General features: G+C 68.9%; 15 protein-coding genes and 1 tRNA gene. 7 read left to right on the forward strand and 9 right to left on the reverse strand.

Translation table 11 applies throughout. The annotated features are described in order from the left end of the window. Window positions 1-71: 71 nt before the first annotated feature. A complete protein-coding gene (locus tag RF646_RS11925) occupies window positions 72-1,082 on the reverse strand; it encodes an A/G-specific adenine glycosylase (RefSeq protein ID WP_186317223.1) in 1,011 nt (336 codons plus the stop codon). Here RF646_RS11925 and RF646_RS11930 point away from each other — a divergent pair. Next, window positions 1,081-1,806 (forward strand): hypothetical protein, encoded by a 726-nt coding sequence (locus tag RF646_RS11930; RefSeq protein ID WP_144998940.1) that lies wholly within the window; start codon window positions 1,081-1,083, stop codon window positions 1,804-1,806. The genes RF646_RS11925 and RF646_RS11930 overlap by 2 nt on opposite strands. A gap of 144 nt (window positions 1,807-1,950) precedes the next feature. Here RF646_RS11930 and disA read toward each other — a convergent pair whose 3' ends face one another. The 3 genes from disA to RF646_RS11945 form a co-directional block, all read right to left on the reverse strand. Continuing rightward, window positions 1,951-3,027: a DNA integrity scanning diadenylate cyclase DisA gene (gene disA, locus RF646_RS11935; protein WP_085108129.1), complete on the reverse strand. Its 1,077-nt coding sequence runs from the start codon at window positions 3,025-3,027 to the stop codon at window positions 1,951-1,953. Between the two features lie 108 nt (window positions 3,028-3,135). Further along, complete coding sequence (radA, locus tag RF646_RS11940; protein ID WP_064846324.1) at window positions 3,136-4,527, reverse strand: DNA repair protein RadA; 1,392 nt, start codon at window positions 4,525-4,527, stop codon at window positions 3,136-3,138. Between the two features lie 57 nt (window positions 4,528-4,584). Continuing rightward, the gene (locus tag RF646_RS11945) at window positions 4,585-5,742 is read right to left on the reverse strand and encodes an aromatic acid exporter family protein (protein WP_085108132.1); all 1,158 of its coding nucleotides are present in this window, start codon (window positions 5,740-5,742) and stop codon (window positions 4,585-4,587) included. Between the two features lie 252 nt (window positions 5,743-5,994). On the opposite strand from RF646_RS11945, the gene pstS reads away from it, so the two are divergent. The 4 genes from pstS (at window position 5,995) to pstB (ending at window position 10,135) form a co-directional block, all read left to right on the forward strand. Continuing rightward, window positions 5,995-7,107 (forward strand): phosphate ABC transporter substrate-binding protein PstS, encoded by a 1,113-nt coding sequence (pstS, locus tag RF646_RS11950; RefSeq protein WP_368836082.1) that lies wholly within the window; start codon window positions 5,995-5,997, stop codon window positions 7,105-7,107. A gap of 149 nt (window positions 7,108-7,256) precedes the next feature. Next, a complete protein-coding gene (gene pstC, locus RF646_RS11955; protein ID WP_064846307.1) occupies window positions 7,257-8,204 on the forward strand; it encodes a phosphate ABC transporter permease subunit PstC in 948 nt (315 codons plus the stop codon). After that, a complete protein-coding gene (gene pstA, locus RF646_RS11960) occupies window positions 8,204-9,319 on the forward strand; it encodes a phosphate ABC transporter permease PstA (protein WP_368836083.1) in 1,116 nt (371 codons plus the stop codon). The genes pstC and pstA overlap by 1 nt, the downstream gene beginning before the upstream one ends. Before the next feature lie 36 nt (window positions 9,320-9,355). Continuing rightward, window positions 9,356-10,135, forward strand: a complete 780-nt coding sequence (pstB, locus tag RF646_RS11965; RefSeq protein ID WP_064846305.1) for a phosphate ABC transporter ATP-binding protein PstB — start codon at window positions 9,356-9,358, stop codon at window positions 10,133-10,135. A gap of 205 nt (window positions 10,136-10,340) precedes the next feature. On the opposite strand, the gene RF646_RS11970 is transcribed toward pstB, so the two are convergent. The 4 genes from RF646_RS11970 to glsA all read right to left on the reverse strand — a co-directional run bounded on the left by RF646_RS11970 (window position 10,341) and on the right by glsA (window position 14,761). After that, a complete protein-coding gene (locus tag RF646_RS11970) occupies window positions 10,341-11,372 on the reverse strand; it encodes an inorganic phosphate transporter (RefSeq protein ID WP_035959146.1) in 1,032 nt (343 codons plus the stop codon). A 6-nt stretch (window positions 11,373-11,378) separates the two neighbouring features. After that, a complete protein-coding gene (locus tag RF646_RS11975; protein ID WP_035959144.1) occupies window positions 11,379-11,996 on the reverse strand; it encodes a hypothetical protein in 618 nt (205 codons plus the stop codon). A gap of 259 nt (window positions 11,997-12,255) precedes the next feature. Continuing rightward, window positions 12,256-12,876, reverse strand: a complete 621-nt coding sequence (locus tag RF646_RS11980; RefSeq protein ID WP_035959140.1) for a hypothetical protein — start codon at window positions 12,874-12,876, stop codon at window positions 12,256-12,258. Window positions 12,877-12,919: 43 nt separating this feature from the next. Continuing rightward, window positions 12,920-14,761: a glutaminase A gene (gene glsA / locus RF646_RS11985; RefSeq protein ID WP_368836084.1), complete on the reverse strand. Its 1,842-nt coding sequence runs from the start codon at window positions 14,759-14,761 to the stop codon at window positions 12,920-12,922. A gap of 278 nt (window positions 14,762-15,039) precedes the next feature. On the opposite strand from glsA, the gene RF646_RS11990 reads away from it, so the two are divergent. After that, window positions 15,040-15,115, forward strand: a tRNA-Lys gene (locus RF646_RS11990). Window positions 15,116-15,258: 143 nt separating this feature from the next. Here RF646_RS11990 and RF646_RS11995 read toward each other — a convergent pair. Next, on the reverse strand, window positions 15,259-15,657 hold the full coding sequence (locus RF646_RS11995; protein WP_085108167.1) for an SRPBCC family protein: 399 nt from the start codon (window positions 15,655-15,657) through the stop codon (window positions 15,259-15,261). A gap of 100 nt (window positions 15,658-15,757) precedes the next feature. On the opposite strand from RF646_RS11995, the gene RF646_RS12000 reads away from it, so the two are divergent. Beyond that, the gene (locus RF646_RS12000; RefSeq protein WP_206069148.1) at window positions 15,758-16,798 is read left to right on the forward strand and encodes a hypothetical protein; all 1,041 of its coding nucleotides are present in this window, start codon (window positions 15,758-15,760) and stop codon (window positions 16,796-16,798) included. Window positions 16,799-17,251 lie beyond the last annotated feature (453 nt).

The raw sequence follows: 17,251 nt of genomic DNA on the forward strand, positions 1-17,251 counted from the left end.
ACCGGCAGCCAGCGAGATCCTCACCGCCACCGGCACCGAATGGCCAACACACTAAATTGGCACGACTCGGGTCACCCCGGAAGGCTGACCGCGCCGTCGTCCGAGGTGGCCAGACCGTCCGCGAGCAGTCCGTTCAACGCACGCTCCCGTTGTTCGGCGGGCGCGGGCAGCCGCCACAGGGCCCCGAGCCGTTCGATCACCACAGCGGGCGGGGCCGCGTGCTCCCCGGCGATCTGTTCCGAGCCCGCGAGGTCCGTGAGCAGCAAGTGCGCGGGAACGGGCTCGTCCGCGGCGCGCAGCACCGCCATCATGGCCCCGCGGACCTGGCGGTCCGTGCCGTGCCACAACTGGCCCCTGGGCGTCTCCTGCGCGGGAGGGCTGCCAGCCGCGACCCACGCGCAGTCCCACCGCACGGGGCACTCGTCGCAGCGCGGGGAACGCGTGGTGCAGATCAGTGCCCCCAGCTCCATCACGGCCTGGTTCCACGCGACCGATTCCGCGACGTCCTGCGGCAGGACGTCCTGCGCCAACCGGGTCTCCGCCGCGGTGAGGGAACGGGACGGCAGGGCCCGCCCGGAGAACACCCGGGCCTCGACCCGGCGGATGTTCGTGTCCACGACCGTGTGGCGCTGACCGAACGCGAACACGGCCACTGCCGCCGCGGTGTACGCGCCGATCCCGGGCAATGCCAACAGCTGTGCGTGGTCCTCGGGCACCCGCCCGTCGTGCTCTGCGGCGATGTTCTGGGCAGCCGCTTGCAGCCGCAGCGCGCGGCGCGGGTAGCCGAGCCTGTCCCACGCGCGCAGGACCTCCGCGGGCGACGCCGCCGCGAGATCGCCCGGTTCCGGCCACTGTTCGAGCCACCGGCGCCACACCGGCAGGACGCGCCCCACCGGGGTCTGCTGCAGCATGATCTCGCTCACGAGAACCTGCCACGGTGTGCGTTCGGGCGCGCGCCACGGCAGGTCGCGGGACGCCCGCCGGTACCACTCGATCACGGCTGCGTGAATGCCGTGAAGTCGCTCGTTGCGGGCTGGTGTGCGGCTCGAGTTCATAACTGTCCACGGTAGCCTGGAGACCATGGCTTCCGGTTCCGAACAGCACGATCCCCCCACGTCCCCCGCGGAATCCGCGGACACCGGGGGCAGGCTCCCGGAGCACGTTTACCGGCGACGCCGCATGGTCGCGCTCGCCGTGATCGTCGTCCTGGTCCTGGCCCTGCTGTGGGCAGTGGTCTCGGGCGTGCGCGCACTCACGGCACCGGACGCCGACGACACGAATGCCACGCAGCAGCCCGACGCCGCGGCGCAGCCGAGCACGGATCCCCAGAACAAGTTCGCGGACTTCACTGCCCGGCCCACACCGTCCGGGTCTGGTGCACCCGGCGCGTCCGGCAGCCCGAGTGCGAGCAGTACGGCGGCGCCGGAATGCGGCGCGGATCTGGCGGTGAGTGCCGCGACCGACGAACAGAGTTACGCGGCGGGCCAGAACCCGGTGCTTGAACTGACCCTCGAGAACAAGGGCCAGCATCCGTGCCGCGTGGACGCCGGTAGCAATCACATGGCCTTCGTGGTGACCTCCGGTGCGGACACCGTCTTTGATTCACGGCACTGCGCGGCAGCCGGTGAGGACCGTCAGATCACCCTGGACACGGGGCAGAAGGAGACCGCACGGCTCACGTGGAACCGGGTGCGCACCGCGGAGGGCTGCCCGGCCGGCCAGTCCGAGGCGCTCGCCGGGTACTACAACCTCACGACGTCGCTCGGGGACGTCGCGAGCCAGCAGGCCGTTTTCAGCCTGCAGTAAGTGGGCGACGGGCGGCTCGCGCAGATCCACTGGCGACGGCGGTCCCGGGGCTCGCGCGGCCGGCTGGCGGCCCTCGAGGTGACCATCGGTGGGCGATGCCCGGGCGGTGCACGGGCCGCGTCCGCGACCGGGCCACCCGGACTGCTACATGAACCGTTCCAGCAGGCTCGTCTCGGCCATACGGGACAAGGACTCGCGTACGGTGCGGGCACGCTGCTCACCGATGCCCTCCACGGACATCAGGTCCTCGAGGTTCGCGGCCATGAGCGACTGCAGGCCGTCGAACTGGGCCACGAGCCGTTTCGCCACCGCACGCGGCATGGACTTGATGCCCTCGAGCAGCCGGTAACCGTGGGGGTGCAGGTCCACCTCCAAGTTGCCCTGCGGCCCGGTGAGACCCGCGGCCACCGCGACCCGCTGCAGATCGATCAGTTCTGTGGACGACAACCGGGCGAGCCGGTCCAGGGACTCCGCGATCACCTCGGGCGTCGTGGCCTCGGGCAGGTAGTCCCGCAGGACTACGCCGGGCCCCGGTCCCGTCCCGGCCGTGAGCTCCTCGAGCTGCAGGGAGATCAGACGCCCGTCCGAGCCGAGTTCCAGGACGTACCACCCGATCTCGTCCGAGATCCTGCGCACCATCTCCATCCGCTGCAGCGTCAGGGCCACGTCGCGGGCGGTCACGGCGGCTTCGATCTCGAGCGCCGAGAGGCTGCCCAGGACCTGCTCGAGGCGGTTGCTGTAGTGCTCCAGGGTCTGCAGGGCCTGGTTCGCGCGGGCCATGATGGCCTGAGAACCGTCGATCGCGTAGCGGTAATCGGCCACGTAGATCGTGATGACGCTCATGGACTGGCTGACCGAGATCACGGGAACACCGGTCTGCTTGGCGGTGCGCTCGGCGGAGCGGTGACGCGTGCCGGACTCCTGGGTGCGGATGGACGCGTCCGGCATGAGCTGGACCCCGGCCTTGAGGATGCGGGTGGCTTCCTTGTCGCACACGATCGCCCCGTCCATCTTGGCGAGTTCGCGCAACTTGGTGGGGGTGAATTCGGTGTCGATGTCGAACCCGCCCGAACACAGCGACTCCACGGAGCGGTCGAATCCGAGCACGATGAGCGCGCCCGTGCGGCCCCGGAGGATGCGCTCCAGCCCCGTCCTCAGTTCGGTACCGGGGGAGACCCTGGCCAGGGTCCGTCTCAGGGCAGTCTCGTGCGATTTCACCACGGCCTCATTCTATGTGCGCTCGCCCCGCCCGAAGGCCAACATGCCCCGCGTGGCATGTGTGTTCGGACTCGGCCTTGCCCCGGCGGACTCGGCCGTACGGCGTCGGACTCAGCCCTGCCGCGGCGGGAAGAGCAGCTCCATGGCCTGTGAGACGGTGGTGACCTCACGCACGGAGAAGCCCGGAGGGATCTTGCCGGGTCCGTTGGGGGATGCCGGGACCACGGCGTGGGTGAAGCCCAGCCGGGCGACCTCCTGGATCCTGCGGTTGATCTCGGGTACGGGGCGGACCTCACCGGCCAGTCCGATCTCCCCGAAGCACACGAGCCGCTGGGGCAGCGGTCGATCCTGGGCGGCGGACGCGAGCGCCATGCACACCGCGAGGTCCGTGGCGGGTTCGGTGAGCCGCACACCGCCCACGGTGGACACGTAGCAGTCCATGGTCGCGAGGGCCACGCCCGCCCGGCGCTGCAACACCGCGAGCAGCATGGCCACCCGGGAACCGTCCAGGCCGGAGGTGGCCCGTCGGGGTTGCGCGGTGCTGGACTTGTCCAGCAGGGCCTGGACCTCCGCGAGCAGCGGCCTGCGCCCCTCCACGGTGACGCTCAGACATGTTCCCGCGACCGGGACGGGGGTGCGGGAGACGAACAGGCCGGACGGGTCCGAGACCGAGCGGATACCGTTCTCCTCGAGATCGAAGCACCCGACCTCGTCCGTGGGGCCGAACCGGTTCTTCACGGCCCGCAAGAGGCGGATGCGCGAGTGTTTGTCCCCCTCGAACTGACACACGACGTCCACGAGGTGTTCGAGCAACCGGGGACCGGCGATCGAACCCTCCTTGGTCACGTGGCCCACGAGCAGGGTGGTCATGTTCCGGGTCTTGGCGGCGTGGATGAGGCTCGCCGCGACCTCCCGCACCTGGCTCACCCCGCCCGCCGAACCCTCGATCTCCGGGCTCGCGAGGGTCTGCACCGAGTCCACGATCAACAGTTCCGGTTTTAAGTCCTTGACCTGCGCGAGCGCCGCGGAGAGGTCGGTCTCCGCGGTGAGGTACAGCTTTTCCGAGAGTGCATCGATGCGCTCGGCCCGCAGTTTGACCTGCGCCGCGGACTCCTCCCCGGTCACGTACAACACGGTGCGGGGATCGGGCCCGCCCGCCACCTTGGCGGCTGCGTCCAGGAGCAGCGTGGACTTACCCACGCCGGGTTCCCCCGCGATCAGGATGACCGCACCGGGCACGAGTCCGCCGCCCAGGACGCGGTCGAACTCGGTGACGCGCGTGGGGGTGAAGCGGGCCACCGAGGAATCCACCTGGCCGATGGGTTGAGCGGGCACCGCCACGCTGGCCGCGGCCCGGGTGCGCCCGTGTTCCAGGTTCGTGGAGATCTCCTGCACGGTGCCCCAGGACTGGCACTCACCGCACCGGCCCACCCATTTGGCCGTGGTCCAGCCGCATTCCGTGCACCGGTAGGAGACGGACGGCTTCCTGGTCTTCGCGCTCATGCTGTCACCGTAGGGGGCGGATCTGACGCGCATAAGCGGCACGGATCCATGGCTCGGTCACCGACCGCCCAGCGTGGGCAGGTACCGGATCGCCTCCTCGTGGGTGAGACCGGTGGACTCCAACAGGTCCACGACCAACGGACGGATCAGCAGCACGAGTGCCTCGCCCTCCATGGTCCGCACCCCCATGAGCCCGGGTTCCAGGCGACCGGCCACGGAGATCAGTTCATTGCGCGTCTGGCGCAGGTAGCTTTCACGGGTCTGGGGATGACTCGCGGAGAACGTGTGATCCAGGCTCAGGATGGCGTCGGAGAGATCGGCGAGGGCCTCGGAGAGGGAGGCCACGGCGTCGTCGGACAGGGAGACGCGGTTGAGGACGGACGCGAGGCGGCGTGCGAACACGCGCGAGTTGCGCACGGCGAGGTCCACGTACCGGATGCTCTCGCTCAGGTCGTCGATCTCGCGGCGGTGCCGGCGGTGCAGAGGGGATGCGTGGGCGATCTCCCGGGAGGCCGTGAGCCCCGAGCGCACCGAGTCCACGAGCGGCTGCGTCTGACGAGCCCGCACGAGGGCGTGCCACGCGAGGCGCGAATCGGTGTCCGAGACCGCACGGGAGCAGTCCGTGAGCACCTGGGTGAACTCCACGATGAGCTTGCTGAGGTCCTGGCGCGGTTCGCGGCGCGGGTCTTGGGGAATCACGTACGCGAGGAGCAGCGCGCACAGGCACCCCACCACGGCGTCGAAGGACCGCGCGAACACGCCGTCCTGCGATGGCGGGAGGAGCACCACCAGCACGGACTGCAGCCCCATCTGCGTGGTGAAGATCGCGCCGTTGTCAAGGAACCGGGCGAGCAAGAGGGACAGGAGCAACACGAGGGCCGCTTGCCACTCACCATGGCCCAGGACCTGGATGAGCAGATCGCCCATCACGATCCCCAGGGTGCACCCGATCGAGACCTCCAGCACCCGGCGGTAGCGCAGCCCGCCCTTGGCGTACCCCAGGGACACGAGCGCGGCGGTCGCGGCGAAGATGGGGCCTTGATGGCCCAGCAGCCGTTCCGCGATCACGTACGCGCCAACGGCCGCCACGGTCATCTGCACGGCCTGGAAGAAACCGGACGTCATGCGTGCCCAGCCGGAGCGCCCGCGCTTGCCCACGACCTCGGGAACACGACGGAATCGGGAGCGGTACGGAGCTGCTTCCGAGGACGTCATGGCTCCCATCCTAGGCGGGCGCCTCGGACGGACGCGTACCGCGCGGGACGCGTGACCGGGCGGCGCCGTGGCCAGGGGTGGCGCCGGTCACAGGGGTTGTTAACCGCCAGTTCACCTTCCCGGCCGCATCTGTCAATATCGCCTGCCTACGGTAATTCTCGGGCGCGCTGCGGACGCAGCGGCGTTGGACTCCAAGATCCGGTTGTCCGCACCCACCGGGCTCCCCGGTTCACGCTTTCGAAGGGAAATACAGTGAAGGTTTCGCATGTCGGCCGTTCGGCCGCAGTCCTGGCCATTGGTGCCCTCGCTCTCACCGCTTGCGGTTCCGACAACGCCACCGGCAACACCAACAGCGGCGGGGGCTCGGGCGAGAGCAGCGGCGTGTCCGGAACGCTGACCGGCATCGGGGCATCCTCCCAGCAGGCCGCCATGACCGCGTGGCAGAACGGCTTCCAGTCCGCTAACAGCGGCTCCACCGTGCAGTACTCCCCGGACGGCTCCGGCGCCGGGCGCAAGGCCTTCCTGGCGGGCGGCGCGAACTTCGCCGGCTCGGACGCCTACCTCTCCGACGACGAGGTCGAGCAGGCCAAGCAGCAGTGCGGCCCCGACGGCGCCATGGACCTCCCGGTCTACATCTCCCCGATCTCCGTGGCGTTCAACCTGCCCGGTATCGAGTCCCTGAACCTGGACGCCCCCACCATCGCCAAGATCTTCAAGGGTGAGATCAAGCGCTGGAACGCGGAGCAGATCAAGCAGCAGAACCCGGACGCCGATCTCCCGGACACCCCGATCACGGTGGTGCACCGCAGCGATGACTCCGGGACCACCGAGAACTTCACCGACTACCTGCACGAGGCCGCTCCGCAGGAGTGGACCAAGGACCCGGCACAGGCCTGGCCCTCCGAGTACGCGGCGGAGAACAACAAGGGCACCTCCGGCGTGGTCTCCACGACCTCCGGCACCGAGGGCGCCGTGACCTACGCGGACTCCTCCGCCGTGGGCGATCTCGGCACCGCCGCGATCAAGGTGGGCGACCAGTACGTGACCCACTCGCCTGAGGCCGCCGCCAAGGCCGTCGAGGTCTCCGCCCAGGCCGAGGGCCGCGGCGAGCACGACCTCGCGATCAACATCGGGCGCGACACCAAGGAATCCGGTGCGTACCCGCTCGTGCTGATCTCCTACCACATCGTGTGCTCCCAGTACGACTCCCAGGAGACCGCGGACCTGGTCAAGGCCTTCGAGAACTACGTGATCTCCGAGGACGGGCAGAAGGCCGCTGCGGACTCCGCCGGTTCCGCCCCGCTGAGCCAGACCCTGCGCGACCAGGCCAAGGCGGCCGTGGACTCCATCACCGCGAAGGGCTGATCCGCCCCGACGACGTGTGAGTGCGGCGCCGGCGTGTCATCGCGCGTCGGCGCCGCAGCCACGCACGCGGTCATCTCGGACCGCCACGTCCTACGCTGGCCGAATTCACCGCTCAGCTCGTTCCACACCTTGATCGAAGGGACTGGTTCATGTCCACCACCATCAGCGCCCAGAAACCGGGGACCCGCCAGTCCTCGGCCGGACGTGCCGGTGACTCCGTCTTCTCCGGACTCAGCCTGGCCGCCGGCATCCTGATCTTCGCGGTGCTCGCGGCCGTCGCGCTATTCCTGTTGCTGCAGGCGCTGCCCACGTTCGCCGCCCCCGCCGAGGAGATCACCGGTGGGCAGGGCTTCTTCCACTACATTTGGCCGCTCATCGTGGGCACGCTCATCGCCGCGGTGATCGCCCTGCTGATCGCCACACCCGTGGGCATCCTGGTGGCGCTCTACATCTCCCACTACGCACCGGCCAAGATCTCCAAGCCGGTGGGCTACGTGATCGACCTGCTCGCGGCCATTCCCTCCGTGATCTACGGCGCGTGGGGTGCCACGGTGCTCGCGCCGGCGCTCGTACCGCTGTACAACTGGCTCACCGAGCACCTGGGCTTCATCCCCATCTTCGACGGGCCCGCGTCCCAGACGGGTAAGACCATGCTCACCGCAGGCATCGTGCTGGCCATCATGATCCTGCCGATCATCACGTCCATGTCCCGCGAGATCTTCACGCAGACGCCCAAGCTCCACGAGGAGGCCGCGCTGGCACTGGGGGCCACGCGGTGGGAGATGATCCGGATGGCCGTGCTGCCGTTCGCGCGCCCCGGGATCATCTCCTCGATCATGCTGGCCCTGGGCCGCGCGCTCGGCGAGACCATGGCGGTGGCCCTGGTGCTGTCCTCCGGGCCCATGATCGCGTCCCTGATCAAGTCCGGTAACCAGACGATCGCCGCGGAGATCGCGCTGAACTTCCCCGAGGCCTACGGCCTGCGGTTGTCCGAACTGATCGCGGCCGGTCTCGTGCTGTTCCTGATCACCCTCGTGGTCAACATGATCGCCCGCGCCATCATCGCTCGCTACAAGGAATTCTCGGGGGCCAACTGATGACCACGTCCACCCAACCCGGAACCTCACCCGTCCGCCAGTCAAGGCTCACCCGCGGTCAGCGCCCCAAGGGGCTCGTCCCCGTCATCGGCGTGGCCGCGATCGTGGCGGGGGCCGCGCTTGCCGCTCTGGTGGGGTTCAGCATCGCGCTGTGGGCCCTGTTCGCCACCGTGATCTTCCTGGTGGTCGGCCCGCTGGCCGTGGGCATGATCGAGGGTTCCCGCGCCGGGGCCGATTCGCTCATGACCTTCCTGGTCTATGCCGCCTTCATCCTCGCGGTGATCCCGCTGATCTCCGTGATCTGGACGGTGCTCGCCAACGGCATCCCCGGTCTGACCTCCAACATGTTGTTTACCTCCATGAACGGGGTCACGGGCTTCCACGACAACCAGGCCGATGCGCCCAGTCAGGTGATGGGCGGCGCCTACCACGCGATCATCGGTACGGTGTCCATCACGTTCTGGGCCACGCTCATGTCGGTGCCCGTGGGGTTGCTCACCGCGATCTACCTCGTGGAGTACTCCCGGGGCGGCTGGCTCGGCAAGGCCATCACGTTCTTCGTGGACGTCATGACCGGTATCCCGTCCATCGTGGCTGGTCTGTTCGCGGCCGCTCTGTTCGGCATGATCTTCGGCCCCTCGACCCGTACCGGGTTCGTGGCGGCGGTCGCGCTGACCGTGCTGATGATCCCCACGGTGGTCAAGAACACCGAGGAGATGCTGCGGATCGTGCCCAACGAACTGCGCGAGGCGTCCTACGCGCTGGGTGTGCGCAAGTGGCGGACCATCCTCAAGGTGGTCATCCCCACGGCCATCTCGGGTATCGCCTCGGGTGTGACCCTCGCGATCGCCCGTGTGATCGGTGAGACGGCGCCGCTGCTCGTGACCGCGGGCTTCGCCACGGCCATCAACTGGAACTCGTTCTCCGGCTGGATGACCACGCTGCCCACGTTCATCTACTACCAGATCATGACGCCCACCTCGCCCACGAACCCCGATCCGTCCCTGCAGCGGGCCTGGGCCGCGGCGCTGATCCTGATCGTGATCGTGATGCTGCTCAACCTCGTGGCACGCTTGATCGCCAGGGCCTTCGCTCCCAAGACCGCCGGCCGCTGAGTGCTGGCCGACCATTCGATCTAAGGAAACACACCCATGTCGAAACGAATCGACGTCGAAAACCTCAACGTCTACTACGGCGATTTCCTGGCGGTCCAGGACGTCAGCATGAACATCGAACCCCGCTCGGTCACCGCGTTCATCGGTCCCTCCGGTTGCGGCAAGTCCACGTTCCTGCGCACCCTCAACCGCATGCACGAGGTGATCCCGGGTGCTTACGCCCAGGGCAAGGTGCTGCTGGACGGAGACGATCTCTACGGCAAGGGCGTGGACCCCGTGACCGTGCGCTCCATGGTGGGCATGGTGTTCCAGCGCCCCAACCCGTTCCCCACGATGTCCATCCGCGACAACGTGCTCGCGGGCGTGAAGCTCAACAACAAGCGCATCTCGAGCAAGGACGCGGACGAGCTCGTGGAGAGCTCGCTGCGCGGCGCGAACCTCTGGAACGAGGTCAAGGACCGTTTGGACAAGCCCGGTTCCGGTCTCTCCGGTGGTCAGCAGCAGCGGCTGTGCATCGCCCGCGCAATCGCGGTCAAGCCGGACGTGATCCTCATGGACGAGCCGTGCTCCGCGCTGGACCCCATCTCCACGCTCGCGATCGAGGACCTGATCAACGAGATCAAGACCGATTACACCGTGGTGATCGTGACCCACAACATGCAGCAGGCGTCCCGTGTGTCGGACAAGACCGCGTTCTTCAACATCGAGGGCACGGGCAAGCCCGGCCGTCTGATCGAGTACGCGCCCACCACGGACATCTTCAACAACCCGCAGAAGAAGGACACCGAGGACTATGTGTCCGGCCGCTTCGGCTGATCCGCGTCCTCGCGCACGCGAACGGTGCCCTCCGTCTCGGAGGGCACCGTTCGCGTGCACGCCCGGGGGTACGACGGCGCTCCGGCCGGACCCGGGGTACGACGACGCACGCACCGGGAGCGCGCAGCGATCCGCACCGTGCGACGTCGTCAGCCTCCGCGTGCCCCGATCGTGACGCGTGCCCCGAGCGAACCGCGGGTACGGATCAGGCCGCGGGGACCTGGATCAGCGGGGAGGCCGCCAGGAACAGGATGGCGGAGACCAGGCCGCACACGGGGACCGTGGCGACCCACGAGGCGATGACCCGCAGCACGGTGGCGTGATACACGGTGCGGAACTTCTGGGCGGAACCCGCGCCCAGGATCGCCGCGGTGGTGGTCTGGGACGTAGAGAGCGGAATGGGGGAGAGGAACCCCCCTACGAACAGCAGGGCGCCGGACACCGTTTGCGCCGCCGCTCCGCGCAGGGGATCCAGCGTCACGATGCGTGCGGAGAGGGTGTAGGAGATCCGCCAGCCGCCCAGCAGGGTACCGAACGCGAGACACGCCCCCACGAGCACCGTGAGCCACACGGGGATGCTGTCCCGGGAGAGGTTGGGGTTCACGATCAGCAGGAGGACCAAGAGGATCCACAGCGTGCGCCGGGCGTGCTGGATCCCGTGTCCGAAGTGAATGGCCGCGGCACCCGTGGCCTGCACGACCCCGGCGCGGAAGTTCACGCGTCCCGGGGTCTCGTGGCGTACCAGGTACACGATGGGCACGACCAGCAGGAACGCGAGCCCGAACGCGATCACGGGGGAGATCAGCAGGGGCAGCAGCACGTTCCAGGAGAAGTAGGAGCCCATGGCCAGGTGCTCGTCGTAGAGCCCCGCGGCGCGTGCTCCGAGCAGAGCACCCACCACGGCGCCGCCGATCGCGGCGGTGGAGGACGTGGGCATGCGCCACCACCACGTGAGGAGGTCCCACCCGATGGCCGTGAACAGGGCGCACAACAGGGCCACCACGCCCGCGTCGTTGAGGGGGATGGGGATCTCGAACGAGATCAGCCGGTCCAGGACCAGCCCCACCAGGAGGGCGCCCATGAGGTTGAACACCGCTCCGGTCCACAGAGCCACACGGGGTGTCAGGGCGTTGAACCGTACGGGCAGGGCCACGGCGTTGGAGGCGTCGTGGAAACCGTTGACGACCGTTAAGACCAGGGTCAGGAGAATGCCTACGACGGCCAGTAACTCTGTCACGGCGAGTCAGGACTCTGCCACGAGGATCCGGCCCACCTCTGCGGAGACCTGGCCCAGGGCGCGTGCGGCATCGAAGAGCTGGCGGGCGGCGTCCATGCGGCGGATGGCCTGGGCCGTCTTGAACTGATCCAGCAAGCTCGCGCGGTACACCCGGTGGGTCCGTTCGGCCTGGCGTGTGAGACGGATCATCTCGAACCAGTAGTCGTCCAGCTCGTTCAAGCTGGTCAGCCGGCCCATGGCCTTGGTGGTCATGAGCGACATGTGCTGGATCACCGCGAGCTGCTCGGTCGCGTGCGAGGTGGGCCGCTCCAGCTTGTACAGCTGGTGGGTCTCGGCACTCGCCACGAGGCACTGGACGGCTCGCAACAGCCACTGCCCCAGGATGTAGACGTCCTGACGCGGGATGGGCACCACGTACGAGGAGCGCGTGGTGGTCATCAGGGAGAAGTAAAGGTTGGTGCAGCGGTCCTCGGTGTCCAGGAGGTCCGTGATGGGGCGCTGCCAGGTCTTGTCGATCTGCCCGATGTGTTCGGCGAGCTGATCCACCGCGGTGCCCACGCACTGGGACATCTGGACCAGGAGCTCGGTCACCCGCTCGTCCTCCGGGAAGATCCGAAAGGCCATCCGTTTCGTCCTCCCGTTGAACCGTTCACCTTTCGGCCGTCACTGTACCGAACGAAAGTTAACCGGGGAGACATGTGGATCTTGTTGAGGGGGGCGGTGCCGGACCGGGAGCGCCTCTCGGCGGAAGGCCGCTCGTAGCGGCTAAATGATGGAGCCCGGGGCTGCCACGGCCCGACACCTGCCTCCAGCATAATCCCCGACCCCGGGGGTGCCGCAAAGCGGTCCGTCCGGACGAGGACGCCCCGCGGAGGGCAGGCCCTTACTCGAGCGCACCCCTGCGCCACGCGGCGGCCGCGGACTCGAGTTCCTCCGCGGTGCGGATCAGGCGGGGGATGCGGCGCCACGGATCGCGCACGCCGAGGCTTGAGATGTCCAGCGTGCGTTCCTGGCCCGTGGCGATCACGCGGCAGAACGCGGCGGAGCGTTCGAGAGCGACGTCGAACTCGCCGTCGAACGCGCCGGAGAGGATGGCGTCCGCGACCTCGCAGATCTCCTCCGCGCCGGGCGGGTCCGCGACGCCCGCGACCACGTTGGACACCTGCGCGGTCTGCTTGCCCGCGGCGAACCAGCGGCCCATGCGGTAGGGGTCCTTGCGGGCGGCGGCGCGCAGCGCGTAGAGCCGCCACAGCGCACCCGGGAGGGACACCGCGGGGGCCTGCGCCCACATCTCCGCGATCCCCTCGAGACCCTGCTCGTCCGTGAGCCGAACGAGGCGATCGTGGACCACCGGATCCGCGGATTCCCGGCCCCGCGACACGAGCGCCTGCGCGGCCAGGTGGGCCGCCTCCGACACTCGGGCGGGGTCCGTGCCGCCCTCGTGGGCGTCGAACTTCTCGGGGGAGAACTTCACGGGCGAATGATGCGTGCGGCGTTCGGACATGCGCCCGAGTGTACGCCGCGCACCTTTCACGGGGCTCGGCGGATCAGTCGACCGTGTGCGTCTCCCCGGCCTGCTGACGCCAGCGTTCCTCGATGCGCAGCAGGGCCTGCTGGGACACCGCGCGCCACCACCGCAGGGCCAGCCGGGGGTCCTCCTCCTCGATCCCCTGGATCGCCTCCGGGGAGAGCCTGCGCGCGGAGACGTCCGTGAGCGCGGTGAAGCTCACCAGGTGGCGCATATTGGTACCCAGGGCGATCTCACCGAAGCTCATCCCCGGGCCGATCACCTCCAGTTCCACGCGGTCACCCTGCGGTGAGCGCCGGGAGACCTCCACGTTGCCGGACGTGACCATGTACACGCCGTTGAACTTCTGGCCCGTGCGCAACACCGTGGTCCCGGCCTTCCAGTCCACGGACTCGGTGCGTGAGCGGATGCGCTCCACGTCCTCCTCGCCGAGCGTGCTCAGCAGTTCGGAACGGGTGGAGTGCACCTTGTCCGGGGTGCACTCGGGGCCGCCGAAGCGCTCCAGGATCTGGTCCTCGGCCCACGTGAGGGCCTCGGCGCGCGTGGCGAAGACCGTGAGCGGGTGTTCCAGGTTCCGCGTGTTCTCACCGCTCTTCTCCGCGACGAGCACCATGTGGTGGCCCGTCTTCTCGATCTGTTCGGCGGTGCGGCTGAGCATGGGCAGGACGAAGCGGGCCATATCGTCCACCTGCCGGATGTCCACGAGCACGTAACTGGACCTGCGGGCGGCGTCGCGCACCGTGCGCACCGCGGTCTCGGCCCCGGCGAAGCGCAGATCGCCCTGCAGCTCGATGATCCGAGCGTCCTCGCCGTGCGCGTCGAGCACCTCGGTGGCGGCCTCGTTGCGCCGCACCAACGACGGCGCTTCCGCCAGGGTGTACTCGGAGCGCACCGTGGAGTGCCCGTTGCGTTCCGTGCGGGCGAAGTGCAGGTCCAGGTCCTTGGTGAGCCGTTCGCATGCGGCCACGCCGCGCACGGAGTTGCCGTGGCGGTCCAGGGGCGGGGAGAACACCGCGACCGCGAGCTGCCCCGGGAGCACGGTCACCACGCCGCCGCTGACCCCGGACTTGGCGGGCAGGCCCACGCGGATGGCCCAGCGCCCGGCGTCGTCGTACATCCCGCACGTGCTCATCACGGACAGCACGTCCGAGACGACCTCGGGGTCCAGGACGCGCTCGCCGGTCACGGGGTTGCGCCCGCCGGCCGCGAGCGTGGCACCCATGCGGGCCAGGTCCACGCAGTTGAGCATGATCGAGCACTGGCCGAAGTAGTCCTCGAGCGCGCCGGTGGGATCCCCCTCGATGATCCCCCGGGACGCGAGCAGCCAGCCCAGCGCGCGGTTGCGGTCCCCGGCCTTGTGCTCCTGCGACTGGATGTTCTTGTTGATCCGCAGCTGCCGGCCCGCGCATCGGGAATGCAACCGCAGGATCCGTTCCATGCGCGTGCCGTGGGACGTGTTGCGCACGAGGGACGTCGCCGCGATCGCGCCCGCGTTGATCATGGGGTTCGCGGGGCGTCCCGTCTCCGGCTGCAGTGAGATCTCGTTGAAGGCGTCACCGCTCGGTTCCACGTCGATCTTCTCGAACACACCCTCCGGGCCGCGGTCCGTGAGCGCCTGGGCATACGTGAAGGCCTTGGAGATGGACTGGATGCAGAATTCGAGCTTGGTGTCCCCGGCCTGGTAGAGCGCGCCGTCCACGGTGGCCACGGCGATCCCCACGATGTTCTCGTCCGCGGCCGCGAGCTCGGGGACGGAATTGTTCACCGTGCCGTCCGTCAGCGGGCGCAGGTCCTCCACCACGCGGCGCAGGTACTCGGTGACGGGGGAGGGGCCCAGCTTGGACATCGCAACGGTGCTCATGGGTCATTCCTCGAAGGCTCGGCGGGAACCCCGCGGCGGGCTGCGCACGCCCCGGGTGTCGTCTCCTCCCAGGGTCCCATATTGCGGACGGGCCCGGTCGACGACGACGCCGCGCGCTCGCCCACGGCGCGGTGGCTCGTCGCGCCGCGCGGTGCGGCCCGCTGGGCCCGCCCGTGGTTGCCGTCGGTGCCGCGCGGGAGGCCGCTTCCCGAACTGGAAATGCGCCCGCGCTGCGGTAGAGTAGCCGTGCTCGGTGGCGGGAACTCGCGGCTGGGCACGCGCCTTTAGCTCAGTTGGTAGAGCAGTGGACTTTTAATCCATGGGTCGTGGGTTCGAGCCCCACAGGGCGCACCACCTCCCGGAACCGGAGACCATGTGCCCCGTGGCGATCACGATCGCGCGGGGCATTTCCGTGTCCGCTCGCATTCCGGGCCCGGGGCAAGCGGCCTTCGGTGCCCCGGACCTGCCCGCGTGCAGCGCCTCTGGCCGAGTCGCGCTCAGTGCGCCGGGCCGACCCGTACGAGGCGCGCGAGCGCCCAGCCCATGAGCGGGCGGTAGGCCAGCAGGACGGGGGCGGGGCCCTGGATCCTGACGTCCGCGCGGGAACCGCCGCTCGGGGTAGGAGCGACATCGTGCGTGAGCTCCAGCGTCACGGGACCCACGCGCACGCGCCAGGACCACGAATGCAGGTTGGCGCGGACGCTCATCACACGGAACGCCGCGGGTACCACGCCGAGGGCCGTGACCACGCCCGAGGTGCCGGGGGCCAGGGTGGCGGAATCGGCGCGGACGTTCGTGAGGTGGGGAGCCCACACGGTCCACAGGTCGAGGCGCTCGTAGTGCTGCCACACGTCCGCCGGGCGAGCGGGGCCGGTGCGGGTCACGGTCATGTCCATGGCACCAGTGTGCCCGGGATCCGTGCGGACGGGGGCGTCACGCAACGGTAAGCCCACTGTCGATTGTGGGGCGAGCCGGCGGGCTGGGATCATGGGGCGCATGGACCCGGCCTATCGCGTAGACGTCTTCACCGATCCCGGGCTGTGCTCCGCGATCTTCAGTCGATTGCAGCAACGCCACGGCGGGGACGGCTTCGGGGACTACCAGCTCGTGCGCCGGGACAGGACCATCCCCCTGCGCCCCGACAACAGCCTGGACGTGGACGCCGTGCGCGCGTGGTCCCGCGAGGGCGAGGCCGATTTCCAGGTCGTGATCACGGAGATCCCCCGGCGGGCGGGCAAGCTGCCCAAGATGGCGGAGCTGCACTTCGAGGACGGGCTCGTGATCATCTCGCTGCCCGCGCTGGGCTGGCGGGGGCTCACGACCAAACTGGAACGCGCCATCTTCGACTCCCTGGACACCCTGGCCCATCAGGACCTCCCGGACGTCCAGGACCGGCGTGTGCGCTTCGGAGTGGTCCACGAGCAGGACGTGGACACCGGGCGTTCCGTGTTCATTGCGTCGCCGTGGTGGTGGCCAGGTCGCATCCGCCTGGTCCTGGGCATGGTGCGCACCAACCAGCCGTTCCAGGACGTCACCAAGCTCAAGCGCATGTGGGCGGCGGCGTCGGCCACCGGCGCGTTCGGCGTGTTCTACTCCTCCATCTGGCAGATGTCCCTGGCGTTGCCCTCGTGGCGGCTCGCCCTGATCTCGCTCCTGGCGGTTGGGGCCATGGTGGGGTGGCTGATGTTCAGCAACCGCCTGTGGGACCCGCCCCGGCGGCTCGGCAGTCGCGTGGAGGCCGCGATGTACAACGCCTCCACGATCGCCACGCTGCTCGTGACGGTTCTCACGTTCTACACCGTGCTCATGGCGGGGATCCTCGTGGCCGCTCTGGTGGTGATCGAAGTCGGATACATGCAATCCGTGATCGGAGTCTCTCCCTCGCTGAGCAACTACGTGGACATCGCGTGGCTCTCTGCTTCGCTCGGCACGATCGCCGGTGCTCTCGGGTCGAACTTCGACAGCCACGCGGACATCGAGCGGTTGACGCACGGTCAGCGGAACGCCGAGCGGGTCGAGAAGGACGACGACCACTGACACGGGTCCCCATGACGGGCATTTGGGGCGTCCGAGCTGTCCCCATTTTGCGCTACGAATCAGCGCCGCCGTCCGGTCGATTGCGCGCAATGGAAGCAGGGAATCGGCCTCCGACATGGGAGAACATACGCTTGAGTTGATTTGTCCACAAAACTGCGATGGGTCTTGCGCGACGCGGTGACCGCTGGAAATCCTGGAGCGGGCGTGCCAGCATATTCATGTCGCAACACGGGACATTCAGTGATGTGCGGTCATGACCGGGGGGAATACGGGCCGTACGTCCATGACGGATTCGTACGCGTTCCACGCTGGGGGGCGTGGTGTGTCCGGGTCACCCGTGAGGCGACGGTACGAGGTTCATGCCGGGGGGCATGTGCTTCGAGCGGACCTGATCCGCGCCGGTTCTCCGGCATATGCGTCCGCTGCGCCGCATGGACTCCTTCGGGGGAATGA

It is taken from the genome of Kocuria sp. CPCC 205261 (assembly GCF_040981025.1).
GTDB classification, from domain to species: Bacteria; Actinomycetota; Actinomycetes; order Actinomycetales; family Micrococcaceae; genus Kocuria; species Kocuria marina.